Annotated in this window: 24 protein-coding genes; 12 read left to right on the top strand and 12 right to left on the bottom strand. The window is 64.7% G+C overall.

Features of this window, described 5'->3' with window-relative positions; all coding sequences use genetic code 11:
• Positions 1–260 precede the first annotated feature (260 nt).
• From aepX to P0D73_RS20490, 3 genes are read left to right on the top strand one after another with little or no spacing between them, the layout of a single operon-like run.
• A complete protein-coding gene (gene aepX / locus P0D73_RS20500; protein WP_408176954.1) occupies positions 261–1994 on the top strand; it encodes a phosphoenolpyruvate mutase in 1734 nt (577 codons plus the stop codon).
• The gene (gene aepY / locus P0D73_RS20495; protein ID WP_408176955.1) at positions 1991–3154 is read left to right on the top strand and encodes a phosphonopyruvate decarboxylase; all 1164 of its coding nucleotides are present in this window, start codon (positions 1991–1993) and stop codon (positions 3152–3154) included. Before aepX ends, aepY begins: the two co-directional genes overlap by 4 nt.
• 15 nt (positions 3155–3169) lie before the next feature.
• Positions 3170–4237, top strand: a complete 1068-nt coding sequence (locus P0D73_RS20490) for a 2-aminoethylphosphonate aminotransferase (protein WP_408176957.1) — start codon at positions 3170–3172, stop codon at positions 4235–4237.
• A gap of 33 nt (positions 4238–4270) precedes the next feature.
• Here P0D73_RS20490 and P0D73_RS20485 read toward each other — a convergent pair whose 3' ends face one another.
• The 7 genes from P0D73_RS20485 to P0D73_RS20455 all read right to left on the bottom strand — a co-directional run bounded on the left by P0D73_RS20485 (position 4271) and on the right by P0D73_RS20455 (position 11928).
• Positions 4271–4423: a hypothetical protein gene (locus P0D73_RS20485; RefSeq protein WP_165614491.1), complete on the bottom strand. Its 153-nt coding sequence runs from the start codon at positions 4421–4423 to the stop codon at positions 4271–4273.
• A 100-nt stretch (positions 4424–4523) separates the two neighbouring features.
• Positions 4524–5228, bottom strand: coding sequence for a PIG-L deacetylase family protein (locus P0D73_RS20480; RefSeq protein ID WP_132382126.1), 705 nt, complete (start codon positions 5226–5228; stop codon positions 4524–4526).
• 255 nt (positions 5229–5483) lie between these two features.
• Positions 5484–6950 (bottom strand): UdgX family uracil-DNA binding protein, encoded by a 1467-nt coding sequence (locus tag P0D73_RS20475; RefSeq protein WP_408176958.1) that lies wholly within the window; start codon positions 6948–6950, stop codon positions 5484–5486.
• 141 nt (positions 6951–7091) lie between these two features.
• Entirely contained in the window at positions 7092–7679 is a 588-nt protein-coding gene (locus P0D73_RS20470; protein ID WP_408176959.1) for a nucleotidyltransferase family protein, read from the bottom strand.
• Positions 7680–7969: 290 nt separating this feature from the next.
• Complete coding sequence (locus tag P0D73_RS20465) at positions 7970–10192, bottom strand: xanthine dehydrogenase family protein molybdopterin-binding subunit (RefSeq protein WP_408176961.1); 2223 nt, start codon at positions 10190–10192, stop codon at positions 7970–7972.
• Positions 10189–11190: an FAD binding domain-containing protein gene (locus tag P0D73_RS20460; RefSeq protein WP_408176962.1), complete on the bottom strand. Its 1002-nt coding sequence runs from the start codon at positions 11188–11190 to the stop codon at positions 10189–10191. The genes P0D73_RS20465 and P0D73_RS20460 overlap by 4 nt, the downstream gene beginning before the upstream one ends.
• A 12-nt stretch (positions 11191–11202) precedes the next feature.
• Positions 11203–11928: a 2Fe-2S iron-sulfur cluster-binding protein gene (locus P0D73_RS20455; RefSeq protein ID WP_408176963.1), complete on the bottom strand. Its 726-nt coding sequence runs from the start codon at positions 11926–11928 to the stop codon at positions 11203–11205.
• Positions 11929–12116: 188 nt separating this feature from the next.
• Here P0D73_RS20455 and P0D73_RS20450 point away from each other — a divergent pair, with 188 nt between their 5' ends.
• The 3 genes from P0D73_RS20450 (at position 12117) to P0D73_RS20440 (ending at position 15405) form a co-directional block, all read left to right on the top strand.
• Positions 12117–14198 carry a D-(-)-3-hydroxybutyrate oligomer hydrolase gene (locus P0D73_RS20450; RefSeq protein WP_408177224.1) on the top strand — a complete coding sequence of 694 codons (2082 nt, stop codon included), beginning with the start codon at positions 12117–12119 and terminating at the stop codon, positions 14196–14198.
• 142 nt (positions 14199–14340) lie between these two features.
• A complete protein-coding gene (locus P0D73_RS20445; RefSeq protein WP_408176964.1) occupies positions 14341–14559 on the top strand; it encodes a hypothetical protein in 219 nt (72 codons plus the stop codon).
• Positions 14560–14592: 33 nt separating this feature from the next.
• Positions 14593–15405, top strand: a complete 813-nt coding sequence (locus P0D73_RS20440) for an exodeoxyribonuclease III (protein WP_408176966.1) — start codon at positions 14593–14595, stop codon at positions 15403–15405.
• 99 nt (positions 15406–15504) lie between these two features.
• On the opposite strand, the gene P0D73_RS20435 is transcribed toward P0D73_RS20440, so the two are convergent.
• The 4 genes from P0D73_RS20435 to motA form a co-directional block, all read right to left on the bottom strand.
• Positions 15505–15792: a CsbD family protein gene (locus tag P0D73_RS20435; RefSeq protein WP_132382142.1), complete on the bottom strand. Its 288-nt coding sequence runs from the start codon at positions 15790–15792 to the stop codon at positions 15505–15507.
• A 169-nt stretch (positions 15793–15961) separates the two neighbouring features.
• Entirely contained in the window at positions 15962–16645 is a 684-nt protein-coding gene (locus P0D73_RS20430; protein ID WP_408176967.1) for a Pr6Pr family membrane protein, read from the bottom strand.
• 110 nt (positions 16646–16755) lie between these two features.
• Positions 16756–17745 carry a flagellar motor protein MotB gene (motB, locus tag P0D73_RS20425; RefSeq protein ID WP_408176968.1) on the bottom strand — a complete coding sequence of 330 codons (990 nt, stop codon included), beginning with the start codon at positions 17743–17745 and terminating at the stop codon, positions 16756–16758.
• Positions 17746–17759: 14 nt separating this feature from the next.
• Positions 17760–18629: a flagellar motor stator protein MotA gene (motA, locus tag P0D73_RS20420; protein ID WP_408176969.1), complete on the bottom strand. Its 870-nt coding sequence runs from the start codon at positions 18627–18629 to the stop codon at positions 17760–17762.
• Positions 18630–19052: 423 nt separating this feature from the next.
• Between motA and P0D73_RS20415 the strand changes: the two genes are divergently transcribed.
• Both P0D73_RS20415 and P0D73_RS20410 read left to right on the top strand, forming a co-directional pair.
• Complete coding sequence (locus tag P0D73_RS20415; protein WP_408176970.1) at positions 19053–20066, top strand: hypothetical protein; 1014 nt, start codon at positions 19053–19055, stop codon at positions 20064–20066.
• Positions 20067–20155: 89 nt separating this feature from the next.
• Entirely contained in the window at positions 20156–21568 is a 1413-nt protein-coding gene (locus P0D73_RS20410) for a DUF2252 domain-containing protein (RefSeq protein ID WP_408176972.1), read from the top strand.
• A gap of 94 nt (positions 21569–21662) precedes the next feature.
• Here the strand turns inward: P0D73_RS20410 and P0D73_RS20405 are convergent, their stop codons facing one another.
• Entirely contained in the window at positions 21663–22526 is an 864-nt protein-coding gene (locus tag P0D73_RS20405; RefSeq protein WP_408176973.1) for a polysaccharide deacetylase family protein, read from the bottom strand.
• Between the two features lie 232 nt (positions 22527–22758).
• Here P0D73_RS20405 and P0D73_RS20400 point away from each other — a divergent pair, with 232 nt between their 5' ends.
• From P0D73_RS20400 to P0D73_RS20385, 4 genes are all read left to right on the top strand, one after another.
• Positions 22759–23634 carry a LysR family transcriptional regulator gene (locus P0D73_RS20400; protein ID WP_408176974.1) on the top strand — a complete coding sequence of 292 codons (876 nt, stop codon included), beginning with the start codon at positions 22759–22761 and terminating at the stop codon, positions 23632–23634.
• Between the two features lie 118 nt (positions 23635–23752).
• Positions 23753–25000, top strand: coding sequence for a D-amino acid dehydrogenase (locus tag P0D73_RS20395; protein ID WP_408176975.1), 1248 nt, complete (start codon positions 23753–23755; stop codon positions 24998–25000).
• 76 nt (positions 25001–25076) lie between these two features.
• Positions 25077–25973: a glutamate/aspartate ABC transporter substrate-binding protein gene (locus tag P0D73_RS20390; protein ID WP_408176977.1), complete on the top strand. Its 897-nt coding sequence runs from the start codon at positions 25077–25079 to the stop codon at positions 25971–25973.
• Between the two features lie 106 nt (positions 25974–26079).
• The gene (locus P0D73_RS20385) at positions 26080–26844 is read left to right on the top strand and encodes an SDR family oxidoreductase (RefSeq protein ID WP_132382162.1); all 765 of its coding nucleotides are present in this window, start codon (positions 26080–26082) and stop codon (positions 26842–26844) included.
• Positions 26845–26876: the final 32 nt, after the last annotated feature.

The raw sequence follows: 26876 nt of genomic DNA, 5'->3' as shown, positions 1-26876 counted from the left end.
CCAAAACGAAGGGACGCACCGCCCATCAAAGCGCCGCCATACGATTGCATCAGGATTCCACAAAACGCCAATAAAATCCAAGTCACGGTTCGCATTAGTGAATCGCAAAAAACGACACATTTTTCCACTTATCCGCAAATGGAGATAACCGCTGCCACGAAAAAGACGAATAAATAAAAATTCCGCTATAGTCGCCATTTTCCAGTCGTCAGTCGGGCAAAAGAAGAGCACCAATAAGCCCGCCACCAGGAGTACATAAAATGAACGCCCGCGAACCCGCTTTCGTCTCCGCTTCCCGCAGCGCGCGCCTGCGCCAGATGCTCGTCAGCAACGAACTCGAATTCATGATGGAGGCCCATAACGGCCTGTCCGCGCGGATCGTCCGCGAAGCCGGCTTCAAGGCGATCTGGGGCTCGGGCCTCGCGATCTCCGCGCAGTACGGCGTGCGCGACAACAATGAAGCAAGCTGGACGCAAGTCGTCGACACGCTCGAATTCATGGCCGACGCCAGCGATCTGCCGATCCTGCTCGACGGCGATACCGGCTACGGCAACTTCAACAACGTGCGCCGCCTCGTGCGCAAACTCGAACAGCGCGGCATTGCCGGCGTGTGTATCGAAGACAAGCAATTCCCCAAGACCAACAGCTTCATCAACGGCGAAGCGCAGCCGCTTGCCGATATGGACGAGTTCTGCGGCAAGATCAAAGCCGGTAAAGACTCGCAGTCCGATGAGAATTTTTCGATCGTCGCACGAGTTGAAGCGTTGATCGCCGGCTGGGGCATGGACGAGGCGCTGCGTCGCGCGGAAGCCTATCGCCAGGCCGGCGCGGATGCGATCCTGATTCACAGCAAGCTCTCGCGTCCCGACGAAATTCTCGAATTCGCGCGCGAATGGGCCGGCCGCGGTCCGCTCGTGATCGTGCCGACCAAGTACTACAGCACGCCAACCGAAGTCTTCCGCGAAGCCGGCATCAGCACGGTAATCTGGGCGAACCATCTGATCCGCGCGGCGACCTCGGCGATGCAGGCCGTTGCCAAGGAAATCCACGCGAGCGAAACGCTCGTCAACGTGGAAGACAGCATTGCCGCGGTCAACGAAATCTTCCGCCTCCAGGACGCCGACGAATACTCGGAAGCCGAAGACCGCTATCTGTCGAGCGGCCGTGCGGCCGGTTCCGCGGTCGTGCTCGCGGCGAGCCGCGGCAAGGGCCTCGAAGCCGTCACCGAAGACCGTCCGAAAGTGATGCTGCCGATTGCCGGCAAGCCGCTCTTGCGCTGGCTCGTCGATGCGTTCAAGAAGCAGGGCGTGAACGACATCACCGTGGTCGGCGGTTATCGCGCCGATGCGATCGACACGGCCGGCATCAAGCTCGTCGTCAACGAACAGCATGCGCAAACCGGCGAACTCGCGTCGCTTGCCTGCGCGATCGACAAGCTGGCCGGCGACACGGTGGTCTCGTACGGCGATCTGCTGTTCCGCAGCTATATCCTGCGCGATCTCGTGGAGAGCGAAGCGGCGTTCAGCGTGGTGGTCGATTCGTCGCTGACCGACGCGGAAAACGCCAGCGTGCGCGATTTCGCGTGGTGCTCGGCGGCCGACGACCGCGGTTTGTTCGGCAACAAGGTCGTGCTGCGTCACGTGTCGAGCGGGCAGGACGCCACGTCGGCCATCGCGTCGCAAACGCCGCATGGCCGTTGGGTCGGTTTGCTGAACGTGCGTGGTGAAGGCCGTGAGCGTTTGCAGGCGGTCATGAGCCAATTGCAGGCGCGCCCGGATTTCGCGTCGCTCGACATGCCCGCGTTGCTGAACGCGCTGATCGAAGCAGGCGAGTCGATCGAAGTGCAATACGTGCACGGCCACTGGCGCGGCGTGAACGACCTCGAGGACTTCCGCCGTGCGGGCGACTTCGCGCATGCACAAGCGCCGTTCGCGGCCGCGGTCGGCCGTGCGGGCAAAGGCGCGGCGGACGCAGCGAGCGGAGCCGCGCAATGATCGAGGCAGCACAGTTCGTCGAGGCGGCGCGCGAGCGCGGCTTCGACTGGTATGCGGGCGTGCCGTGCTCGTATCTGACGCCGTTCATCAACTACGTGTTGCAGGACGAGTCGCTGCATTACGTGTCGGCGGCCAATGAAGGCGACGCCGTCGCGTTGATCGCGGGCGTCACGCTCGGCGCGCAAAACGGCCGGCGCGGCATCACCATGATGCAGAACTCCGGGCTCGGCAATGCCGTGAGCCCGTTGACCTCGCTCACGTGGACCTTCCGTCTGCCGCAATTGCTGATCGTCACGTGGCGCGGCCAGCCCGGTGTCGCTGACGAACCGCAGCACGCGCTGATGGGTCCCGTCACACCCGCGATGCTGGAGACGATGGAGATCCCCTGGGAAACCTTCCCGACGGAAGCCGACGCAATCGGCCCGGCTCTCGATCGCGCCATCACGCATATGGATGAAACCGGCCGCCCGTACGCGCTCGTCATGCAGAAGGGCAGCGTGGCGCCGTACGAGTTGAAGGACGGCGGCGCGAGCGAGCGCCGCGCACCCGTCACGCCGCAATCGCAGTTCACGAACGTGGCGGCGAGCGAACTGGCTTCGCGTCACGACGCGCTGAACAAGGTGATCGCGCACACGCCGCTCGACTCGACGGTGGTACTCGCGTCGACCGGCTTTTGCGGGCGCGAACTCTACGCGATCGACGACCGGCCGAACCAGTTGTACATGGTCGGCTCGATGGGTTGCGTGACGCCGTTCGCGCTGGGTCTTGCGCTCGCGCGTCCCGACCTGCACGTGGTCGCGCTCGACGGCGACGGCGCCGCGTTGATGCGCATGGGCGCGTTCGCCACCATCGGCGCGTACGGTCCGTCGAATCTCACGCACGTGCTGCTCGACAACGGCGCGCACGATTCCACCGGCGGTCAGGCGACGGTGTCGTCACAGGTTTCGTTTGCGGGCGTGGCCGCGGCGTGCGGTTATGCGTCGGCGGTCGAAAGCGACGACGCGAACGTGATCGACGCCCTGTTCGAAGCGGCGCCGCTCGACGGCCCGCGCTTCGCGCGTCTCATCATTCGCCGCGGCACGCCCGACGGGCTGCCGCGTCCCACCATCACTCCGCCCGATGTGAAGACGCGTCTGATGCGCCACATCGGCGCCGCTTAAAGTCAAGGAGCGCTCATGCTGCTGCTCAATCCCGGCCCGGTGACGCTCACCGAACGCGTTCGCAATAGCCTGTTGCAGACGGATCTGTGTCACCGCGAAAGCGAGTTTTTCGATTTGCAGGAAGAGGCGCGCACGCGCCTCGTCGATCTGTACGGTCTCGACGCGAGCGAATGGCAAGCGGTGCTGATGACCGGCTCCGGCACGGCGGCCGTCGAAAGCATGACCGCCGCGCTGGTGCCGCAAAACGGCAAGCTGCTCGTCGTGGAAAACGGCGTGTACGGCGAGCGTATTTCGCAGATCGCCACGCAGTACGGCATCGCGCATGAATCGCTGAAGCACGACTGGATGCAGGCGCCCGATCTCGCGAAGATCGCCGAACGCCTCGACGCGGACAAGGCGTTCACGCACGTCGCCGTGATTCATCACGAAACCACCACGGGCCGCCTGAACGATCTGGCCGCGCTCGGCGCGTTGTGCCGTGCACGGGGGCTGCGTCTGCTGGTGGACGGCGTGAGCAGCTTCGGCGCGGAAACGATCGATTTCGCCGACACCAGTCTCGACGCGGTGGCCGCCACGGCGAACAAATGTCTGCATGGCGTACCGGGCGCGTCGTTCGTGCTGGTGCGCCGCGCGGCGCTCGCGCAGGCGGCGAGCCGCACGTACTACCTTGACCTCGGCCGTCTCGCGAAATTGCAGGATCAGCGCAACACGCCGTTCACGCCGTCGGTGCATGCGTACTACGCACTGGTCGAAGCGCTGCGCGAACTCGCCGACGAAGGCGGCTGGCGCGCGCGTCACGCGCGCTACGCGGCGCTGGCTGAACAGGCGCGGGCGGGTCTTGCCGAGCGCGGTGTCGGCAGCGTGCTGCCGCCGGAAGAGTCGTCGGTGGTGCTGCGCGCGTACCGCTTGCCGGCAGGCATTGCGTATCCGCAACTGCACGACGCGCTGAAGGCGCGCGGCTTCGTCATCTACGCGGGGCAAGGCGGTCTGTCGGCCGAACTGTTCCGCATTTCGACGATGGGCAACATTCACGCCGCCGACATCGACCGCCTGTTGCAGGGCTTTACCGAACTGATGCGCTGATTCGCGCGTCCGGTGGCTGGCCGCGCAACGCGGTCACACCGGGTCTTTGTCCGGCGGCCCATCGGGCCGTTGCGGCTCCTCGGTGTGATGGCCGGGCGACGGCGGTACTAGCGGATCGGCTTCCGGGTCGCGATTCGGATCGGCGTTGGGGTCGGGAATCGGACTGGTATGCATGTCGTAGCTCATGGCAGCACCTTTGAGTGGAGAAGAGGCCGGTGCGGCGACGGCGTCGAACTCGCGCCGGCCGTGCTCTTCAAGCGTAGGCCTTTCCGGCGCGCCGCGTCTCCTACTTTTTCACGCGACGACCCACGCTGAGCTGCCAGTAACGCTCAGTCGCGAAGATGTCGTCATAATTGCCCGCGCCGAACGCGCGCAACTGGCTTTGGTAAGCGTTGACCGCCTCGCGTTTGAGTTGCGCGCGGCGCTGCGCATCGATCGTGTGGCCGGCGCTCGGACTGGCCGGCGTCGCGACGATGCCGCGCTGCGCGAGATCGGCGAGCCGCGCCTGCACCACGCCGGGCGTGCGCCGGTGAATCGCTTCCTCGTAACCGAACCAGGTCAGATGCGACAGGCGTGGCAGGATTTCACAGCAGGCTTCAAAGACTCGCACGTGATCGTCGTGATACAGGCCGAGCGGCATCAGCAACGTGTTGGCGGTGCTGCGGTAGATAGTTTCCTCGAGCGCCGCCGCCATTTTGCTGATGGAGGGCGAGTCCAGATACTGGCTGTCGCGAAACGGCATGCGCAGCGGAATTGCGTCGAGTACTTCGAGTGCGCGGTTGTCTTCCAGCGTGCGTTCGTGGATGGCCTGATGGGCGTCCGTGAAGCCCGACTTTTCATCCCATTCGGTATGCATCGGCTGCTCGGGTGGGGCGGCGAAGACCGTGCAGACCGCAGCGTCGGGATGGGCGGCGAGCAATGCGCCGCAACTGAAGACGGCGTCGTCGAAATGGGGCGAGACAATGAAAAGGCGTGGGCTGGTTTCGCTCATGGGACGTGTGATGGGTTCGCAACGCGCGGGCCGTTGGCGAGGCCGTTCGAGGCTCGAGCGTCACGCCGGTGCTTGGAAAAATGCGGCGTCACATCAGCTTAGGCGGAATCGTCGCGGCTTGCGCGGCGGGTTTATGGTGCGCAAGCCGCGTGCCTGATCGTGATGGTCGTGCTGATCGGGTCGAGGGTTCCCGTAGAGGCTCACCCTGGTGGGACGGAGGCTTCCTGAATTGGCTCACGATTCGAGGCAAAAAAGCTACGCTCCTTCCGCCGTCAACCCCGCCGCGCGACTGAACGCCGCCACCATGCCCGCGACGATATCCTCGCGCAGCCGGCCGTCCACCATTTTCAGCGCATACGACGGATGCCACGTCGGCACGATCAGCCGCCCGCCGTGGTCGATAGTCTGCCCCAGATATTCGGACAGATTGACGTGCGCGCCCGTCAACGCCTTCAGCGCCGTCGCGCCGAGCGTGACGACCACGCGCGGCGCGATTTGCGTGAGCTCGTGTTCCAGCCAGTACTGGCAAGCTTCGACCTCGCGCCGCGCGGGCGTGCGGTGGACGCGCTGCTGCTCCAGCGTTTCCCACTTGTAATGCTTGACGGCATAAGTCAGATAGAGCGCCGCGCGTTCGAGGCCGGCGCGCGCGAGCACCGTATCGAGCAGTTGACCGGCGGGCCCGGTGAAGGGCGCGCCGTGCTGGTTTTCGTGCTCGCCGGGTTGTTCGCCGACCACCATGAGCGCCGCCTGAGCCGGACCGGCGCCCGCGACGGCCTGCTTCGCGTTGCGCCACAACGCGCAGCGCCGGCAGGTAGCCAGCGGGCCGGTGGGCTCGCGCAGCGGTGGCGTCACCGCCGAATATTCGAGCGGCGGCATCTCCGGAACGGTGACGGTGCCACTCTGCGCGCCGAGGCGGCTACGCTCGCGCGCAAGCTGTGCGGGCAGCGGCGGACCCACAGGCGGCGTTCTCCAGTAACGCAGCGGCACGGGCGCCGGCGCTCCATTGAAGGCGCTGGCGTAATACGCGAGCCAGAGCGCCTCGGTGGGTTCGCTGGTCGTGGCTTCGCCGGCCATGGCGCCGGGTGGTAACGCCTCGGTGGTTAGCGGATTCTGCTGCTGGTGCTCGGGGCAAGAGGTCTCTCCGTCATCCGCTGCCGGCTGGCTGATTCGCAGCAACATGCCGTTCCAGAAAGCCGCGCCTCGCGGTGTCGCCAGCATCCAGGTGGAATCGCCCATGCGCTCGGCAAAGCGCTCGGCGGCCTGCGCCAGCAGATCATGATGCGGCTCGTACCAGCCGACGAATTCCGGCGGTCCCATGGACGGATCGCGCCGCCTGAACAGGGTGAGTGTCACCAGATCATTGGTTTCGTGCTCGACCGACTGGATGCGCTGATCGAGCAGCGCGCCGTCGGCGTCCTGCGGATCGAGGACGTGGCGCTCGCCGTGCGTCCAACGCCACAGGATGCGGTAGAGCAGGGACCAGCGGTCCGGCGCGCAAAAGCAGGCCGCCGTTTTCAGCCAGGCGAGCAGTTCGCGAGGAATGGCGGGCGTAGCGACGACCGGGGCGGCGGAGTTGCCGGGAGCGGCGACGCTGCTGATACCCGTGTCGACTGAATCGAATTCAACCCACTCGATCCGCTCCGGCTCGACGCCTTGCCGCAGCAGTTCCCGCGCCGCGCGGCGCCAGGCGGCAAAAGACGGTTCGATTGAAATGCGTTTCATGCGGTCGCGCCGCGGCCATGCGCAACGTAACGCGCCAGCCCATGCGGACAAAAATACTGTATGGATGTACAGTATGCGCCTGAACACCAGTCCGGATCAAGCGTGTCACGTCACGACTGCCAGGCCAGGGTCGCGCAACGACTACACGTTGCGCAAATCCTCCGGCGTGTCCACATCGCGCAAGATGCCCGCATCGTCGACGTCCAGCCGCGTCACATGCTGCGACATGAGCAAGGCCCTGGCGCCGGTATCGCCGTCGAGCGCCAGCAGCGCGTCGCGATGCTCGACGCCGAAGCCGACCGGATGTCCACGCTGCCCCTGGTAAAACGGCGCGACCAGCGATGCGCCGCCGTCCAGCGCGCGCGCCACGTCTTCGATCGTGCTGGTGGCGATGCGCGGCATGTCCGCGAGCGCGACGATCCAGCCCTCGGCGCTCTCACTGGCTTCGACGCCGGCGGCCAGACTCGCGCCCATGCCGCGTTCGGCGTCCAGCGCGAACACCACGTCGCAACCGGCATCGTTCAGGAGCCGCGCGAGCGCGTCCGAACCCGGCCGCACCACGGCCAGCACTCGCGTCACGACCCGCAGCAGCCGATGCGCGGATTCATGCGCGACCGGTGTGCCGTCCGGCATGCACGCGAGCAGTTTATTGTGCAGGCCGTCCGGGTCGAAGCGCGAACCGAAGCCGGCGGCGAGCAACACGCCAGTGGCGAGCGAGGCGTAGGCCATGGGCGGGCACCGGTAGAAAGGATGAGAAGAAAGGATGAGATCGATTGTGCGATGCAACGCAGCCACAGGCAAGCGCCAATGTCGATTCACGGCGCGGGACTGCCAAGGCCACGCCGCGCTCGCTGCGAAGCAGAACGCCATGCGCGCACGGGCCCGATCCGCCTTGAAAGCAATGGCGAAGATAGACGTGAGCGCGTCCGCCACCGCATCCGCGCTAAGCGAACGCGTTGACGAACACAAACCCGAACGCGACCGCGTCGCCATGAAACGCACTGGCGAACGCGAGTGCGTCAAACCTGCATCGTCTGCATCACCTTGTCGAGCGTGATGGGCAGATCGCGCACGCGCACGCCGGTAGCGTGATACACCGCGTTCGCAATCGCCGCCGGCACGCCCGTAATGCCGATCTCGCCGATGCCGCGTACCCCGAGCGAGTTGATATACGGATCCGGCCGGTCGATAAAGCTAATGTCGAGCGACCCGATATCGGCATTCACCGGCACGTGATACTCCGCGAGATTCGCGTTGGTGAAGCGGCCATAGCGCGTATCGAGCGAGGTCTCTTCCTGCAGCGCCGCCCCGACGCCCCACACGATGCCGCCCATCAACTGGCTGCGCGCCGTCTTCTGGTTGAGCACGCGACCCACGTCGTACACGCCGACCACACGCGCCACGCGGATCGTGCCGAGATCGGCATCGACATGCACCTCCGCGAACACCGCGCCGAACGAGTGAAGCGAGTACTTCTGCTTTTCGTCGCCGGGCTTGACGGTCGCGCTCGCCTCGATCGGCTTGCCGCCCGAGCGCGCGATGATCGCCGCCGCCGGATCGCGCTTGCCCGGTTGCGAGCGGCTCATCACCCAGCCGTTTTCCACGGTGATGTCGTCGAGCGCAATGCCATGCACGGGCGAAGCCTGATCGGCGAGCGCCAGCGCGATCAACTGGCTGCGCGCCTGACTCGCCGCGTCGCGCACGGCCGGCGACACGCTCGCGGCCGATTGCGAGCCGCCCGACCCCGGCGCTCTGGGCAGCGACGAATCGCCAAGCGCGAAGCGAATGTTTTCCGGCGCGAAGCCGAGCGCGTCGGCGGCTACCTGAGTCATCACGGTGTAGGTGCCGGTGCCGAGATCCTGGGTGCCGGAGGCGACCATCGCGGTGCCATCCGGCAAAATTCGCGCGATGGCGCTGGCCTCGCTGCGATTGGCCGGATAGGTCGCGGTCGCCATGCCCATGCCGATCAGAGTGCCGCCGTTGCGCATCGAGCGAGGGGCGGGCGGGCGCCGCGACCAGCCGAATTTCTCGGCGCCGATCTGATAACACTCGCGCAAGGACTTGCCCGACCACGGCTTGTTTTCCTGCGGGTCGGCCTCGGCGTAATTCTTGATGCGCAGCGCGAGCGGGTCCATCTTCAAGGCCGCAGCGAGTTCGTCCATGGCCGATTCGAGCGCGAACGAACCGGTCGTTTCACCCGGCGCGCGCATGAAGGTCGGCGTGCCGAGATTGAGCGGCACGATGCGGTGTGTGGTCACCTGATTCGGCACCGCGTACAGCATGCGCGTGACCATGCAGCAGGTCTCGGTCCAGTCTTCGATCACCGAGGTGTTCGAGATGCTGTCGTGGCGCATTGCGGTCAGCGTGCCGTCGTGCCGCGCGGCGAGCACGAAGTGCTGTTCGGTGCGCGGTCGCGCGCCGACCGGCCCGAACATCTGCGGCCGTTCGAGCACGAGCCGCACGGGCCGCCCAGTCTGCTTCGCCGCCATCGCGCACAACGACACATGCGACCACGACGAGCCCTTGCAACCGAAGCCGCCGCCCACGAACGGCGAAATCACGCGCACGTCGCCGGGCGACATGCCGAACGTCTTCGCGATGGCCTGCGCCGCGCCGCTGACGCCTTGCGTCGAATCGTAGAGCGTGAGTTGCGGACCGTCCCAGTGCGCCATCGTGGCGTGTGGCTCCATCGGGTTGTGATGTTCGATCGGCGTGGTGTAGGTCGCGTCCACGCGCACTGGGCCGCTTTGCAAGCCGTCGTCGAAGCTGCCGCGTTGCGTGTCGGTCTGGCGGCCTTGCGGTTTGTCCGGCGCGTGCGCGTTCGGCTTGGCTTGCGCGAAGTCCACGGTCGCGGCGCTGCTCTGATACGCGATGCGCAACTGGCGCGCGGCGTCGGTGGCGTGTTCGAGTGTGTCGGCGACCACCACGGCGACCGGCTCGTTGCTGTAGTGAATCTGGTTGTCCTGCAGCAGCGACAGGCGGCGTCCGGCCGGCGGCGCCAACGTGGGCTTGCCACCGTTCGGCAGACGCGGCGCGTTCTGATATGTCATCACGAGCAGCACGCCGGGCAGTGACTGCGAGCGGCTTGCATCGATCGAGGCGATGGTCCCACGCGCGATCGTGCTGGTGACGAGCACCGCATGCGCGAGACGTGCTTCAGGAAATTCGGCGGCATAGCGCGCTTCGCCGGTGACTTTGAGCAGACCGTCGGTGCGGTCGATGGGTTGACCGATCAGATTCATGCGACACCTCCCGCGCGGCCGGCGGCCTGGTTCACTGCGCGCACGATCGCGCGCTGCGCGAGCTGCACCTTGAAACGATTGTCGTGTTGCGGCCGCGCTTCACGTAAAGCGGCCGCGGCGGCGTTGGCCAGCGTCGCTTGCGTGAGCGGCTGGCCGTTGAGCATCTGTTCCGCGCCGCTTGCGCGCCAGGGTTTGTGCGCGACGCCGCCCAATGCGATGCGCGCGGTCTTCACGCGATCGCCATCCATCTGCAATGCGGCGGCAACCGAGACCAGCGCGAATGCGTAACTGGCGCGGTCACGCACTTTCAGATAGTGGGAGTTCGCGCTGAAGAGCGGCGGCGGAAGATCGACGGCGGTGATCAGTTCGCCCGGCTGCAAGGTGGTATCGACATCGGGCCGGTCACCAGGCAGCCGGTGGAAATCGGCGAACGCGATAGTCCGTTCGCCTGCGGGGCCGCTCACGCGCACTACCGCATCGAGCGCGGCAAGCGCCACGCTCATATCCGATGGATTCACGGCGATGCACTGCGGACTCGCGCCGAGAATCGCATGCGTGCGATTGTGGCCGTCGAGCGCCGCGCAGCCGCTGCCCGGCATGCGCTTGTTGCACTGAGTGAAGGCGGTGTCGTAGAAGTAGCCGCAACGCGTGCGTTGCAGCAGATTGCCGCCGACCGTCGCCATATTGCGCAGTTGCGACGATGCGCCCGCCAGAAATGCTTGCGAGAGCAACGGGTATTGCTCGCGCACCAGTGCGTGATTGGCGGCATCGCTATTGCGCACCAGCGCGCCGAGCCGGATGCCGCCGTCAGGCAGCGTCGTGACCGTATCGAGTCCGCGGATGTGCGTGATATCGATCAGCCGCATCGGCCGCGCTACGCCGCCCTTCATCAGATCGAGAAGATTGGTGCCGCCGCCGATGAATACCGCGCCCGGCTGCTGCGCCGCCCGCACTGCGCCGGCGACATCGCCGGCGCGTTCATAAGAGATCGCATCCATGCTGTCGCTCCGTCAGGCGTTGGGGTTGTTGCCGCCGCTGTTCTGGCCGCCGCCTTCATGCACCGCGCGTACGGCGGCCACGATGTTCGCGTAGGCGCCGCAGCGGCAAATATTGCCGCTCATGCGTTCGCGGATTTCATCGTCAGAGAGTTGGGCGGGACGGTTGCGCACATCGGCCGTGACGGTGCTGGCGGTGCCGTTGCGGAATTCATTCAAAAGGGCAGTCGCGGAACACAACTGCCCCGGCGTACAGTAACCGCACTGAAAGGCATCGTGTTCAATGAATGCGCGCTGCATCGGACTCAATGCGCCATTGGCGGCAAGCCCTTCAACCGTCGTGATGTTCTCGCCTTCATGCATCACGGCGAGTGTCAAACAGGAGTTGATGCGGCGGCTGTCGGCGAGCACCGTGCAGGCGCCGCACTGTCCGCGGTCGCAGCCTTTCTTCGTGCCCATCAGGCCCGCGTATTCCCGCAACGCATCGAGCAAGGTCACGCGCGGCTCGAGCTGCAGCGTGTACGCGCGGCCGTTCACCGTCAGCGTGACCGGGCGCGGCGGCACGGCTTGCTGAACCTGGGCCGGTGGCGCGGTTGGGGTTTGAGTCTGCGCGCGCAGATGCGGCGCCGCGCCGACCGTGGCGGCAGCGGCGGCCGATTGAAGAAAGCGGCGGCGTGAAGGTTTGGGTGGGGTGGCGGCTGAGACGTCGCCCGGATCCTGACTTTCGTTATGCTTGGACATGACGTTCTATTGACTCCATTGAAAGGTCAATGCAGGCTAGCGATGCGTCGGTATCCGAAGCGTCGCGATCCCTTGGACAGCGGGCAGCAAATTCGGTGCCGTTGCATTCACAACGGTATTAGCAAATATCGGAGACAAAAAACGTGAAGTCCATTTTCAGAGTCCAGCCTGCGCAACGACCGGTGCCGATGGTGCGAACCCTGGCGATCGTGATGGCCGTGGCGATCGTGCTGACCGCCTGCCACGGCGGCGGTGACAGTGATTCGCCGCCGCCGCAAGCCAACACGCTGCCGGGTTTCATTACCGCTTCCTCGGTGAGAACCCAGGCCTACGACGGCAACACCGACGACCTGCTCACCGCGGGCCTCGGCAAAACCGGCCTCGGGTCGGCCACGGCGCCGGCCATTGCCAACGCTGCGCAACCTACTGCCGCCGAACTCCGGCGCCTCGCCATCTGGTCGAACTATCGCGCGCTCGTCGACATGACGGCGACCGGCGGCTATGGACGCTTCTGGGGGCCAAACGTCGACCTCAACGGCAACGACACGCTCGGCGAAGGCAAGATCGCCGGCAAGGAATATCTCGCTTACGCCGACGACGGCAGCGGCACACAGAACGTCACCATGCTGGTGCAGATACCGGCAAGCTTCAATGCGGATCAGCCGTGCATTGTCACGGCAACGTCATCTGGTTCGCGTGGCGTGTACGGCGCGATTTCCGCAGCCGGCGAGTGGGGCCTCAAGCGCGGTTGCGCGGTGGCGTACACCGATAAAGGCAGCGGCAATGGCGCGCATGAACTGTCTTCCAACCTGGTCACGCTGATCGACGGCACGTTGCAGGATGCCACCGCTGCAGGCAAGAACAGTTTCTTCACGGCCAACCTGGGCAACACCGATCTCGCGACTTACAACAGCAAGTTTCCGAATCGCTATGCGTTCAAGCACGCGCACTCGCAGCAGAATCCGGAGCAGGATTGGGGCAAGGATACGTTGGAGGCGATCCAGTTCGCGTACTGGGCCCTCAACGATTCTTTCGGCACGCTGAACGGTTCGACCCGCACGGTGCGATATGCAAGCGGCAGCATCACGACTATCGCGGCCTCGGTGAGCAACGGCGGCGGCGCATCGCTCGCGGCCGCGGAACAGGATACGTCCGGTTGGATCACCGCGGTCGTCGTGGGCGAACCGCAGATCAATTTGCGCTTGCCCGCCCAGGTGTCGGTGGCTCAGGGCGGCGTGCCGGTCGGAGCATTCGGCAAACCGCTCGCCGACTACATGACGCTTGCCAACATGCTGCAACCGTGTGCGGCGCTCGCGCCCGCCGCGGCCGGCGCGCCGTATCTGTCGGCATTGCCGGTCGCCACGACCACGGCGATTCGCACCGCGAGATGCGCGTCGCTGGCAACCGCTGGCGTAATCGCGGGTGGGAACTTGACGACCCAGGCGACCAACGCGCTCGCGCTTCTGCATCAGAACGGCTATCAGACCGACTCCGATCTGCTGCAAGCGCCGATGTGGGACTCGCAAGCGGTGCCGGCCGTCGCCGTGACCTATGCGGATGCGTACGCGAAAGCGAGCGTCACCGCCAACCTCTGCGACTTCAGCTTCGGCACGACGAGTTCGACGGGAACCGCCGGTGTGACGCCGGCCGTGTCGCCGATGCCCACGGTGTTCGGCAATGGCAACGGCGTGCCGCCGACCAACGGCATCAACCTCGTCTTCAACTCGGTCGGGGGCGCGGCGGACCACCGGCTGGCGACCGCCGACGCCAGTTACCAGGGTGCCTCCTGTCTGCGTACACTGTGGACGAACGGTACGCTGACCAACAGCGTCGAGGCCATTCGCGTAAATGCGAATCTGCATGGCAAACCCACCATCATCGTGCAGGGCCGCGCGGATACGCTGGTGCCTATCAATCACGCGTCGCGGCCGTACCTCGGCCTCAATCAACTGAGCGAAGGCGGCGCGAGCAAGCTATCGTTCTACGAAGTGACGAACGCCCAGCATTTCGACGCGTTCCTCGGCGTGGCGGGTTTCGATTCGCGCTTCCTGCCGCTGCATTACTACAACCTTCAGGCGCTCAATCTGATGTGGAGTCATTTGAAGAGCGGTACGCCGCTGCCGCCGTCGCAGGTGATTCACACGATACCGCGTGGCGGCGCGCCCGGCGCCGCGCCCGCGCTGACCACGGCCAATCTGCCCGCGATCGCGGCGAATCCGGGCGTCAATGCGATCACTGTGAGCAACGGCGCGGTGAACGTGCCGAACTGAGTCGCGCACAACGGAAGCACCGGCTCGCGGCTGCGCTTCACGCACGCGAGCCGGCGTGCGTGAAGCGCCGTCGGTGAGCATGGCTGATCGGGAATAAACGATGCTATAGCAGACGAAGTGAAGCGCGTTCAAAGGAGAGCGAATGCAGTTCGACTACAGGCATTTCCATATCGATTGCCGCGCCCGCCACGCAGACGACGGCCTCTACTATGCGAGAGCGAAGATCACTCGCGTACCGCAGAAAAAAGAGCACGTGCAGGCGCACGATTCCGGCGACATCGACGCCTTTCCCAGCCAGGCCGATGCCATTTCATGCGCCAGGTCCTGGGCGATCGAGTGGTGCGACGCGGCCGCGCAATAGGGCGCATTGCAGGGAGTGCAGGGAGGACATGCCGTGGCCAGGCTTCGAATCGCGACTTTCAACATCAACGGTATCCGCTCGCGCCTGCCGGCGCTGCTGCAATGGCTCGAACGCGAGGCGCCCGACATCGTCTGTTTGCAGGAACTCAAGGCGGTGGACAGCGCGTTTCCTGTCGAGCAACTGCGCGACGCCGGCTATAGCGCGATCTGGCAAGGGCAGAGCGCCTGGAACGGCGTGGCGATTCTGTCGAAAGGCGAAGCGCCGCTGGAGAGCCGCCGCGGCCTGCCCGGTTTCGAGGACGACACGCATAGCCGCTACCTCGAAGCGGCAGTCGGCGGCGTGCTGGTGGCGTGCCTCTATCTGCCGAACGGCAATCCGCAACCGGGCCCCAAGTTCGACTACAAACTGGCGTGGTTCGATCATTTCATCGAGCACGCGGCGAAGCTATACAAAAGCGCCCATCCGGTCGTGCTGGCGGGCGACTTCAACGTGGTGCCCACCGACGAAGACATCTATAACCCGCGTTCCTGGCTAAAGGACGCGCTGCTGCAGCCCGAGAGCCGCGAGCGTTACCAGCGGCTGCTCGCGCAAGGCTGGACCGACGCGCTGCGAACGCATTTCGGCGACGAACGGGTCTATACGTTCTGGGACTATTTCCGCCGGCATTGGGATACCAACTCCGGATTGCGCATCGACCATCTGCTGCTGAGCGCCGACCTCGCGCCGCGCTTGCGCGATGCGGGCGTCGACCGCTGGGTGCGGGGCGAGCCGCACGCGAGCGATCACGCGCCCACGTGGGTCGAACTGGAGATGAGTGCGGGGCGCCGCAAGAAAAGCGGCGCATAGGAGTGTAAAAGCGGGCGTATAGCGGGCGTATAGGGGCACATAAGCGCGAAACGGGCGATCGCTCATCGCGGATCGCCCGGCGATCAACCGCGTCGAAAATCAACGGCGATAGTCTCTTCCCGCGGCACCGTGTGCCCACAGCGCACCGGCCACGAAGCCGGCGAGCGCGACCACCGCGATCGCGGTGAAGGGGCTTTCCGCCGTGGTTTCACGCACGAGGCTCGTGGTGCTCGCGGCTAGTTGCTGGGCTTTGCCGCTGAGTTCTTTCGCCTTGCCGGCCAATTGCGTGCCGGTATCGCCCAATACATCGCCGACCGCGCCCTGAACCTTGCCCGCGACTTCCTTCACTGCGCCTTCCGCTGAGTTAGCTGCCGAATTGGTGTCCATACGTTTTTGCTCCCATTGTCATATTTACGTGTGAGCCATTGCGATCGCAACGCGGCCACACCAGGGTGTCGCGCAGGCCGCGCCGAGAAGCGCGGCTTACGTCCACCAGACAGGGCGCAAGAAGCGCGCCCGACGGAAAAAGCAAAACCGGTGGCGCCGGACTGGAGCGTCAGTGCCGCCGCCGGGAATTGATCCCCACGAATACGGCCATCAGCATAAGGAAGCCGCCGAACAGCAGCGCCGAATTCACCACGGCGTGCGTAAACCCGAGTCGCTCGACATTGATGAACGGATAGGGGTAGAAATCCGACAACGTTCCGCGCCAGAAGGTCACGCCGAGATAGGTCAATGGATACACCAGCCACAACAGACAATGCCGCAGCTTCAGGTGAAAACGCGGCACGAACAGCACCCAGTAAAGCGCGGCGAGCATAGGCAAGACACTGTGGAGCGATTCGTTGAGCAGGAGCCGGAATGCCGTAGGTGTCCAGTAACCTCGCAACAGCAGGTTGTAGGCGATCCCGACAAACGCCATGTACACCACCACGGCGGTGACGACGGTGGGTTGCCGGAAAAATCGCGCGGGCGTCGACCGGTGGCCACGCAACGCCACGCAGGTAAAGCAGATCGCGCAGGCGAGAACCGTCAGATTGGTGAGGTAACTGCTCATGCGGGCGAAGCCGTCGAGCACGGTCAGCCCGCGGGCGAGCGTGCGATCGATCGTGACCTCGGCTTGCGCGACGATGGAGATCCACGCAATGACGGCGATGATCGCCGCCAACGTCACCGACGGAACACTAGGCGTATGCAGCGGAAGCTCGGGCTCCCGTTGCTCGGAAAGGGCAGGGCGCATGCGTTCGATTCTATACACACTGCATGGGCTTTGCAGTGTGCGCTATGGCTCTGCAGTGTGCGCTATCGAGCGCACGCGCTGAATCGATCATGCGGAGGGCCGGAAAAATACTACGGCGTGCTACGCGAACCGGTCACCGGCTGCAAGCGCCCGACCACGGCGGGAATGGTCGAACTCGCCGGAGTGGTTTCGTCGATCGCGGTGCGTCCGCCGTCGTGGAAAAACGCCAGTTCCGCGGCTTTGTTCAGCACCAGGATGCTGATGCGACGATTGGTCGGCTCGTCGGCGACATGGCTGTTCAGCGGCAAGACGTCCGCCAGCCCGCGCACCTGCAGCAGCTTTTCGCCATGCATGCCGCCGGCGACCAGCGAGCGGCGCGCGGCGTTGGCGCGTTCGGACGACAGCTCCCAGTTCGAATAGCCTTCCGGGCCCGCGGTGTACGGCACCGCATCCGTATGGCCGGCAATCGAAATGCGGTTGTCGACGTCGTTGAGCGCGGCGCCGATCTGCGTGAGGATCGTCACCGCGTAGGGCTGCAGCTTCGAACTGCCGGAAGGGAACATCGGCCGGTTCTGCAAATCGACGATCTCGATACGCAGCCCTTCGTTCGTGATCGAAATGCGGATCTGATCCTTGAACGCCTTCAATGCGGGGCTTTGCTCGATCAACGTAGTGAGCTTCGCCTTCAGTTGTTCGAGACGCGCCGCATCGGACGGCGCCACGGTCGGCGCGACGGTGGCGGGCGGAGTGGGCTGGGTCTGGCTCTTCTTGCCGTCGCCGGGCCGTGTATCGGAGATGTCGCGGCCGCCGCCTTGCACCACGCTCGGACGCGCGGCGGCGGTGCCTTCGTTGCCGCCGAGCAGGCTCGACAGGGGCGTGTTGAAATAGTCCTCGATACCCTGCTTGTCGTACTTCGACGTGGAGCCGAGCAGCCACATCAGCAGGAAGAACGCCATCATCGCGGTGACGAAGTCGGCGTAGGCGATCTTCCATGCGCCGCCGTGATGCCCGCCGTGGTCATCGCCTTTTCTCGAACGGCGCACGATCACCGGCGCCGGCGCCTGTTCCTCCTGCGAGGCGCGCGATCTTCTTTCGCTCATCATGCCGCTCCGCGTCAGGCCGACTTCGGCATCTTGGTGGCGCGCACGGCGTCGTCGAGTTCCTGGAAGCTCGGACGGTCGGCGGTGAACAGCACCTTGCGGCCGAACTCGACGGCGATCGGCGGCGCGTAGCCGGACAGCGACGCGAGCAGCACGGCCTTCACGCACTGGTACGGCTTGGCCTCAGCGCGGCCCTTCGCGTTGAGCAGATCGGCCACGGGGCCGATAAAGCCATACGCGAGCAGAATGCCGAGGAACGTGCCGACCAGCGCGCCGGCAATCATCTCGCCGAGCACGGCGGGCGGCGCGCCGACCGAACCCATGGTATGAACGACGCCCATGACCGCCGCGACGATCCCGAAGGCGGGCAAGCCGTCGGCCATTTTCTGAATGGCGTTGGCCGCGACCGACGCTTCCGCGTGATGTGTGGCCAGCTCCTCGTCCATCAAGTCCTGCACTTCGAGCACGTTCACATTGCCGCCCGACATCATGCGCAGATAGTCGACGATGAAGTCGAGCAAATGATGGTCCTCCAGCACGTGTGAATACTTCTGGAAAATCACGCTTTCTTCCGGCGCGGTGACGTCCGTTTCGAGCGACATCATGCCTTCCTTGCGCGCCTTTTGAAGCAGTTCATAAAGCAGCGCGATCAGCTCCAGATATTTTTCCTTGGTGTAGCCGCCGCCTTTAAAACATGACGGAATCGCCTTGATGGTTTTCTTCAGCGTGGAAGTCGGATTGCTCACGACAAATGCGCCGATTGCCGCACCGAAAATACAGAGTAATTCGAACGGCTGAACGAGCGCCGGCAGGTGCCCACCCACGCCGACAAAACTCCCGATCACAGAACCGATTACTACAACCCAGCCGATTGCGACAAACATACTCTCTCCGATTATCTTGCGCGACGCACGGCCGATCAGAGCAGGTCCTATTTCAAGGCCTTTTCTTGTGCGTCATAAAATTTTTGCATGTATGGGTAAACGGCTGGATTCGTTGTTGCTGAAGTGCTCGGCTGGGTGAAACACTAAAAATTTCACCAATCGGTTAGTTTATTGAATGGGTGCCGGTAAATTTGTCCGCTCAGTGCGATCGTTGCAATTGCAACTTGTATTCGCCCAGTCCGGTAAAACCCCCGTGTCAATCTGCCGCTGATGCAAACGGATACGTAACCTTTTTACCGATCGGTCTGCTAGCATGACGAACAGTTTGTATCGACGGCCATTCCCCTGGGACACCTCGCCACAGCGCCCCCGTCGACCACGAATACCGGCAGCGCTAGCGACTCACCCGGAGAACAATGCCGCATGCGGAATCTGACATCTGCTGCTCGATATTGGCTGGTTCGCAAGGCGGCCGCCTGCATGACGGGTCTCGGCCTGCTGTTCATTTCCACTCTCAGTCACGCTCAGGAGTTTTCGCTATTCGGCGGCGGCTCGCGCGCGAGCAGTATCAACACCTATACGTGGGCCTTCAACTATCAGGAAGGCCTGGGGCAATATTTCGCCGCGAGCTTCACGTGGCTCAACGAAGGGCACATTCCCGATCATCATCGCGACGGGCAGATGATCCAGTTGTGGGCGCGCCTTCCCGTGGGCAGCCCGCAGTTCGTCGTGCAAGCGGGCGTCGGCCCATACCGCTACTTCGATACGACCACCGCCGAGCAGGGCGGCAGTTATTCCAACACCCACGGCTGGGGCGTGGTGTACAGCGTGCGCGCCGCGTATTACGCGTCGAACCGGTGGATCACGCAGTTCCAGTTGAATCGCGTGCACGTTCAGCGTGGACCGGATTCGACCGGCGTGATGTTCGGGGTCGGCTATCAGCTCGACGCGCCTGGTTCGCCCGGTCCGCGCGACTGGGCGATCGGCAGCACGCACAAGGTCACCAATAACGAAGTGGCGGTGTATCTCGGCAAGACCATCGTCAATTCGCCCAGCTCACCGAACGCAGTGGGCGGCGCGATCGAGTACCGGCGCGGCCTCGCGAAATATCTCGACGTGACGGTCGGCTATCTTCACGAAGGCAGTACCAAGGTGGCGCGCCGCGACGGGCTAACGAGCCAGTTGTGGGCCACACGCGCGTTCCTCAACGATAAGGTTTCGTTGGCGGTCGGCTTCGGCGCCTACTATGCGATCGACGAGAACGAACATAGCGAGACGCCCGGTCCGGGCGCCGGGACGTTCTCCGGCCTCATCACGATTACGGGCTCGTATCGCATCACCGAGCACTGGGATGCGCGGCTCGCATGGAACCGCGTCATGACCCGTTATGATCGTGATTCGGATGTGATATTCGGTGGCGTGGGCTACCGTTGGTGAAGGCTTACTCGACCCACGCAGGATGTTGTCGTGCCAGCAGAAGCAGTCTCTCGAGCCGCTAATCAAGACCCGGAAAAACGGAGAAGAGCATGAAAGCCAGCACCATCGCCGAACGGGAGGCCCGGGGCCGCGCCGCCCGCGAGCATTCGAAACGGTCGAGCCATAAGGCGGTAGGCGAGTTGCATCGCAACCCGATCGAGTTGCTCAAGCAAAGCAGCGAGGGCCGGGTGCAGAACCTCGTGCCGCTGCGCTATGGGCGCATGGCCGCCTCGCCTTTCACGTTTTTTCGCGGCACCGCAATCCTGCAGGCGCACGATCTCAGCCAGGTGCGCGACTCCGGCCTGACCATGCCGATCTGCGGCGACGGCCACTTGATGAATTTCGGCGGCTTCGCCACGCCCGAGCGGCAACTCGTCTTCGATCTGAACGACTTCGACGAGGTGTCGATCGGGCCATTCGAGTGGGACCTGAAACGGCTGACCGCAAGCTTCGTCGTCGCGGCGCGTCACATGCGCCTGAGCCGGGGCGCCGCTGAAAACCTGGTGATGACGGCGGTCACCGAATACCGCGACCGCATGGCGCAGTATGCGCAATGCGGCGCGCTCGAACTCTGGTATGACCGGATCACCTTCGACCGTATGGCGGAAACGGCGTTGACACCGGAACGCCGCCGCACCGTAAGGCGCGGCATGGAAAAAGCTGCGAACCGGACGCACGAAAGCCTGCTCGAGAAAATGGCCGAGCACGACGGCGACCACTGGACGATCCGCGATGCGCCACCGGCGCTGTTTCATGTGCTGGGCGCCAGCACCCTGTTCACCGCGGAAGAGACCGAAGCGTTCCGAGGCGCGAACTGGCGCAAGTTGCTCGAACGCATGTGGGGCGAGTATCTGAAGACGATGTCGCATGACCGGCGCGAACTGCTCAGTCATTTCACCGTGCAGGATCTGGTGTTCAAGGTGGTGGGCGTGGGCAGCGTCGGCACGCGCTGCATGGTGCTGCTGTTGGTCGATCACATGGGCAAGCCGCTGTTCCTGCAGTTGAAGGAGGCGCGGCCTTCGGTGATCGCGCAGTTCTACAAATCGCCGGTCATCAAGCACGAAGGTGAACGCGTCGTGCAAGGACAGCGCATGCTGCAGGCCGCGAGCGACGTCTTTCTCGGCTGGGCGACGGGGCCGCTCGGGCGGCAATTCTATTTCCGCCAGCTGCGCGACATGAAGCTCTCGGCGAACATCGAGTTGTTCGACATCGACCTGCTGGAAGGCTATGCGCGGCTCTGCGGCTGGATCATGGCGCGCGCGCATGCCAAGGCGAGCGGGCAGGCGATCGAAGTCAGCGCGTATATCGGCCGTGGCGACCAGTTCGCGGAAGCGCTCACCGGCTATGCCGCGACCTACGCGGATCAGGTGGAGCGCGATTACGACGTGTTCCTGAAGGCGTGCCGCAGCGGACAACTCGAGGCGCGCACGGACGAAGAGATGGCGGCGGATTTCCGCGTGTAGCGGCGGTGTTGGCGCGGCTCTCCGCGTTGGACTGCATGCGAGCGGTGTAACGCGCATGGACTGAGCGGCCTACGCGCGTACGCGTGTGCGCGCCTCAGTCTCTGCTGTCTACGCGCGCCTCGCGCAACGTCACGAAACGCAAGCGCCGTTGCCGAGCCGCGTCGATCACACGCGGCAGCACCGCGAGGATCAACGGCGTGCCCTCGATCGTGAGCGCGGCGTTGCCGTCGTGGAGTAGCAGAATGTCGCGCGGCGCGAGGCCGTCGAGCAGCCGCCGCGTGACCACGCCTGGATCGCGCTCGCGCGTGTCGTAGCCGCGCCGTGTCCACGCTGCGAGCCGCAGATCGAGCTTGCGCAAGACCGGTTCGAGAAAGATGTTGCGCAGCCCCGCCGGCGCGCGGAAGAACATCGGCCGTTCGCCGCTTAGGGCTTCGAGCGTGCGTTGCGCGGCGTCGATCTCGCGCGTGAGGGCGCCTGGTAACGTCACGGAAAACGTGTGGACGTGAACCTGCGAATGGTTTTCGAGCGCATGGCCGCGCGCGACGATCTCGCGTGCGAGTTCCGGATAACGCTGCGCCTTCGCGCCGATGCAGAAGAACGTGGCGCGCACGCCGAAGGCGTCGAGCAGATCGAGCACTTGCGGCGTGACGAGGGGATCGGGACCGTCGTCGATGGTCAGCGCGATCGCGTCGGCGTTGCGCGCGGACGCGGGCAGGCGGGTCCAGTTCGGACCGAGCAGCGAGGTGCGCGGCAACAGGCCGGCCACCGTGAAAATGGCGTGATTCACGAAGATCGCGGCGAGCCACCAGGGCCACGCGGCGGGCGCGACCAGCCATCCTGCCAGCACGAATACGTGCCATGCGGCGGTGGTGGTGAGCATCGCGGGATAGCCGGTTTGCGGCCAGCGGCGTGGCGGCGCGTGGTGGACGCCATGCGGCGGCGTGGGGAGTTCTTTCATAAAGCGTGCTTCCTGTCTTCCTTCCTCCTTCCTGGGAAGGCCTTGAATCGCGCGCGCGGCGCGCAACAGCAAACGATACCATTGATGCGCGCCGCGACGCGCCCGCGGACAGGAACGGCAAATAATGAAAGCGCGCTGAAAGACGTTATGCTTCGCGACGGCCGGGCCTTCAGGGCGGCCGCTCGTCCAACTCACTGTGCCTAATTCGCCGGTTCGTGCCGGTCATGCGTCCATGCGTTTGCGTCACATCGAAATTTTTCACGCCATCATGCGCACGGGGTCGCTGTCGAAAGCGGCGGAACTACTGTGCGTGTCGCAGCCCGCCGTGAGCAAGGCGCTCGCGCACGCCGAGCGTAGCCTCGGTTTCGCTTTGTTCAACCGCGTGCATGGCCGCTTGCAGCCGACGCGTGAAGCGGAGCTGCTGTTCTCCGAATCGCAGAAGCTGCACGCGAATCTCGACGGCATTCGCCATCTGGCGCGCAATCTCGCGCTGCAACCGGAGGGGCACCTACGCATCGGCTGTCTGCCGAGTCTCGGGCTGAGTCTGATTCCGCCCGCGGTGCAGGCGTTTCGCCGCGACTTTCCGCGCGTGTCGCTGAAGATTCAGACACGGCATACGGAGGAGTTGCTCAACGCGTTGCTCACGCGTGATCTCGATCTCGCGATCGCGTTGAATCCACCGGCGCGGCCCGGCATCACCGCGGTCGAGCTGGGCCGCACGGCGATCGTCTGTGTCTGTCCGCCCGACGATCCCGACGCGCGGCAGCCGATCGATCTCGCGGCCTTCCTCGCGCGCGACTGGATCAGCATCGGCAGTACCGATCCGCTCGGCGAACTGATCGGCAATGCGCTCGAAGCGCAGGGCCTCGATGAAAGTGTCGCCGCCGTCGAAGCGCAGACCTGGTATGTGGCGCGCGCTCTCGCCGCACGCGGCATCGGCTATGCGCTGCTCGATGAACTGACGGCGCGCAGCGGCGCGGAGCCGGTCGCGATCCGGCCGGTGACGCCCGCGCTGTCGGCGGGCGTGTTCGCGCTGTGGCGCGACGGCGGCATGGACTCGCAGGCCGGCAACGCGTTTCTCGACGTGTTGCGCGCGCCCTTCGCCTGAGCCGTCCCTCGGGTTCGAGCTCTTAACCCTGGGTTATGGAGCCGTGCATCTGCTCATTTGCTGCGCGCATTTCGTCGCGCCACTCTCATGTGGATGAATCTTCGAAGGCGTGATGTTTATGCGGGTATGTGTACTCGGTGCGGGCGTGGCGGGTTTGACGAGCGCCTATCAACTGGCGCGAGACGGCCACGAGGTAACGATTCTCGAAGGCCGCGACGGCGCGGCGCTCGAAGCGAGCTTCGCGAACGGCGGCCAGTTGAGCTATAGCTATGTCGCGCCGCTCGCCGATCCATCGGTTCTGCCGCATCTGCCCGCATGGCTGTTGCAAAGCGATTCCGCGTTGCGTTTCGTGCCGCGTCTCGATCCGCAGCAGTGGCGCTGGTGCCTGTCGTTTCTGCTCGCCTGCCGCGGCGAACGCGCGCGTCAAACCGCCATTGAGATGCTGCAACTGGGCGCGTTGAGCCGCGCTACGCTGCACGATCTCGTGCAACGCGAAGCGATCGACTTCAACTACGTGCGCAACGGCAAACTCGTCGTGTACCGTGACGCGAATGCGTTCGATGCGGCACGTCGCAAGATGGCCTATTTGCAAACGGCAGGCTCCGATCAGCGTGCGCTCGACGCCGCCGCCTGCGTGGCGCTCGAACCCGCGCTCGAACGCGCGCAGCCGTTGCTGGCGGGCGGGATTCATACGCCGTCGGAAGAGGCGGGCGATTGCCACCGCTTCAGCGTCGCGCTCGCCGACGTGCTGAAAACGCGCTACGGCGTGACGATTCACTACGAGACGCCGGTTCACTCGTTCGTCACCGAGCGCGGCTCGGCGGTGGCCGTGCGCACGCCGCAAGGCGAATGGCGCGCGGATGCCTTCGTGGTCGCGTTGGGCAACGGCAGCGCGCCGTTGTTGCGCGAGCTCGGCATGCGGCTGCCGATGTATCCGCTCACCGGCTATAGCCTCACCATTCCGGGCGCGCCCGGCCAGGCGCCGCGCGTGAGCGTGACCGATCTGCATCGCAAGCTGGTGTACGCGCCGCTTGGCGAGCGTTTGCGGATTGCGGGCATGGTCGAAATCGCCGGCATGCATGTCGCGCAACGCGAGCGGCGTCTGGCCTTGCTCAAGCGCCAGGCGCAGGAGATTTTCCCGGATGCCGGCGACTACGCGAAGGCGCAGACATGGTGCGGCCATCGGCCGGCCACGCCGGACAGCAAGCCACTCATCGGCGCCACGCCTTATCGCAATCTGTGGCTCAACACGGGACACGGCGCGCTCGGCTTCACGCTGGCGTGCGGCAGTGCGCGTGTGATCGCCGATGCGATCGCGGGCCGCACGCCGCCGCTCGACCTCGGCGCCTATGCATGGCAGCGCTAGCGCACAGTGCGTTGCATTACGCCGTCTTTACAGAACCACCACAACACGCCGCTTCGGCGCCACGAAAGGAGACCTCATGAAACTCGCTGTAGCCCTCACCACGATCGCCATCGCCACGACGCTTGCCGGCACCGCGCGGGCCGAAGAGACTAGCGCCACGCTGAAAAAAATCCGCGACACCGGCGTGATTTCGCTCGGCGTGCGCGAATCGTCGGTGCCGTTCTCTTACTACGATGAACAGCAGCAGGTGATCGGCTACTCGCAAGCCATCGCGCTGAAGATCGTCGACGAGGTGAAAAAGGAACTGAACCTGCCGAATCTGAAAGTGAAGGAAGTGCCGATCACGTCGCAAAACCGCATTCCGCTGGTGCAGAACGGCACCGTCGATATCGAATGCGGCTCGACTACGCATACCAAAGACCGCGACAACCAGGTGGCGTTTTCGAACAGCTTCTTCCAGTACGGCGTGCGCATGATCGTGAAGAAAAGCTCGGGCGTGAAGGACTTTCCCGATCTCGCCGGCAAGACCGTGGTGACCACGGCGGGCACTTCCGAGGAACGCCTCTTGCGGCAGATGAACAACGACAAGGGCATGAACATGCGCCTGATCAGCGCGAAAGACCACGCGGAATCGTTCCTCAATGTGAAGACCGGCCGCGCCGTGGCATTTGTGATGGACGATCCGCTGTTGTATGGTGCTAAAGCCAAAGAGGCGGACGCGGACGACTACCTGATCACCGGCACCTCGCCGATGTCCGAAGTGTATGGTTGCATGTTCCGCAAGGAAGACCCGAGGTTCAAGAAACTCGCCGACGGCGTGATCGCCCGGCTGCAAACCTCGGGCGAGGCCGCGACCATGTACCAGAAGTGGTTCACGCAGCCGATTCCGCCGAAGGGCATAAACCTGAACTATCCGCTGTCGGCGGATATGAAGTCGCTGTTCGCGAACCCGAACGACCGCGCGCTGGATTGAGCGCTCGCTGGGCGTTTCCCGTGGCGCTTTCCACGCCGTCCGGTCCGGCAAGTTCGTGTGCAGCGGTCCGCATCATGCATCAACTGCACAAACGAGGAGACGTGCCGTGACGGAAACGGGAGTCAAGAAGGTCGCGCTGGTGACGGGCGCGGGCAGCGGGATCGGTCGCGCGTGCGCGCTCAAGCTGCTGGAACACGGTTATAGCGTCGTACTGGCCGGCCGTCGTCAGGCGCCGCTCGATGCCGTCGTTCAGGAGGCGCAGCCACTCGGCGGCGACGCGCTCGCCGTGGCGTGCGACGTCACCAACGCCGATAGCGTCGCCGCGTTGTTCGAGACGATCCGCGCGCGCCGCGGCCGGCTCGACGTGCTGTTCAACAACGCAGGCCGCAACGGTTCGCCAGTCGATATCGACGAACTCGATATCGACGAATGGCGCTCGGTGGTCGACACCAATCTCACCGGCGTGTTCCTTTGTACGCGCGCGGCCTTCGGTCTGATGAAAACGCAGAGCCCGCGAGGCGGGCGCATCATCAACAACGGTTCCATCTCGGCGCATGCGCCGCGGCCCAATAGCATTGCCTATACCGCGACCAAGCACGCCATCACCGGCCTCACGAAAGCCGTGTCGCTCGACGGCCGCAAATACGACATCGTGTGCGGGCAGATCGACATCGGCAATGCGGCGACGGAAATGGCCGAACGCATGGCGCGCGGCGTGCCGCAGGCCAACGGCGAAATCGCGGTCGAGCCGCTGATGGACGTTCAACACGTGGCGGACGCCGTGCTGCACATGGCGGAGCTGCCGCTCTCGGCGAACGTGCAGTTCATGACGATCATGGCGAGCAAGATGCCGTTCGTCGGGCGGGGGTGACGGCTGCGCGCGCGCCCGACGCAAAGAGCAAG

It is taken from the genome of Paraburkholderia sp. RL18-101-BIB-B (assembly GCF_046026985.1).
GTDB lineage: Bacteria > Pseudomonadota > Gammaproteobacteria > Burkholderiales > Burkholderiaceae > Paraburkholderia.
The sequence above is the reverse complement of the archived record's forward strand: the minus strand, read 5'-3'. Positions and strand labels throughout refer to the sequence as shown.

Excerpts from the sequence above, each read along its gene's own strand:
- aepX (WP_408176954.1), top strand. The coding sequence starts at position 261 with ATGAACGCCCGCGAACCCGCTTTCGTCTCCGCTTCCCGCAGCGCGCGC.
- aepY (WP_408176955.1), top strand. The coding sequence starts at position 1,991 with ATGATCGAGGCAGCACAGTTCGTCGAGGCGGCGCGCGAGCGCGGCTTC.
- P0D73_RS20490 (WP_408176957.1), top strand. The coding sequence starts at position 3,170 with ATGCTGCTGCTCAATCCCGGCCCGGTGACGCTCACCGAACGCGTTCGC.
- P0D73_RS20485 (WP_165614491.1), bottom strand. The coding sequence starts at position 4,423 with ATGAGCTACGACATGCATACCAGTCCGATTCCCGACCCCAACGCCGAT.
- P0D73_RS20480 (WP_132382126.1), bottom strand. The coding sequence starts at position 5,228 with ATGAGCGAAACCAGCCCACGCCTTTTCATTGTCTCGCCCCATTTCGAC.
- P0D73_RS20475 (WP_408176958.1), bottom strand. The coding sequence starts at position 6,950 with ATGAAACGCATTTCAATCGAACCGTCTTTTGCCGCCTGGCGCCGCGCG.
- P0D73_RS20470 (WP_408176959.1), bottom strand. The coding sequence starts at position 7,679 with ATGGCCTACGCCTCGCTCGCCACTGGCGTGTTGCTCGCCGCCGGCTTC.
- P0D73_RS20465 (WP_408176961.1), bottom strand. The coding sequence starts at position 10,192 with ATGAATCTGATCGGTCAACCCATCGACCGCACCGACGGTCTGCTCAAA.
- P0D73_RS20460 (WP_408176962.1), bottom strand. The coding sequence starts at position 11,190 with ATGGATGCGATCTCTTATGAACGCGCCGGCGATGTCGCCGGCGCAGTG.
- P0D73_RS20455 (WP_408176963.1), bottom strand. The coding sequence starts at position 11,928 with ATGTCCAAGCATAACGAAAGTCAGGATCCGGGCGACGTCTCAGCCGCC.
- P0D73_RS20450 (WP_408177224.1), top strand. The coding sequence starts at position 12,117 with ATGGTGCGAACCCTGGCGATCGTGATGGCCGTGGCGATCGTGCTGACC.
- P0D73_RS20445 (WP_408176964.1), top strand. The coding sequence starts at position 14,341 with ATGCAGTTCGACTACAGGCATTTCCATATCGATTGCCGCGCCCGCCAC.
- P0D73_RS20435 (WP_132382142.1), bottom strand. The coding sequence starts at position 15,792 with ATGGACACCAATTCGGCAGCTAACTCAGCGGAAGGCGCAGTGAAGGAA.
- P0D73_RS20430 (WP_408176967.1), bottom strand. The coding sequence starts at position 16,645 with ATGCGCCCTGCCCTTTCCGAGCAACGGGAGCCCGAGCTTCCGCTGCAT.
- motB (WP_408176968.1), bottom strand. The coding sequence starts at position 17,745 with ATGAGCGAAAGAAGATCGCGCGCCTCGCAGGAGGAACAGGCGCCGGCG.
- motA (WP_408176969.1), bottom strand. The coding sequence starts at position 18,629 with ATGTTTGTCGCAATCGGCTGGGTTGTAGTAATCGGTTCTGTGATCGGG.
- P0D73_RS20415 (WP_408176970.1), top strand. The coding sequence starts at position 19,053 with ATGCGGAATCTGACATCTGCTGCTCGATATTGGCTGGTTCGCAAGGCG.
- P0D73_RS20410 (WP_408176972.1), top strand. The coding sequence starts at position 20,156 with ATGAAAGCCAGCACCATCGCCGAACGGGAGGCCCGGGGCCGCGCCGCC.
- P0D73_RS20405 (WP_408176973.1), bottom strand. The coding sequence starts at position 22,526 with ATGAAAGAACTCCCCACGCCGCCGCATGGCGTCCACCACGCGCCGCCA.
- P0D73_RS20400 (WP_408176974.1), top strand. The coding sequence starts at position 22,759 with ATGCGTTTGCGTCACATCGAAATTTTTCACGCCATCATGCGCACGGGG.
- P0D73_RS20395 (WP_408176975.1), top strand. The coding sequence starts at position 23,753 with ATGCGGGTATGTGTACTCGGTGCGGGCGTGGCGGGTTTGACGAGCGCC.
- P0D73_RS20390 (WP_408176977.1), top strand. The coding sequence starts at position 25,077 with ATGAAACTCGCTGTAGCCCTCACCACGATCGCCATCGCCACGACGCTT.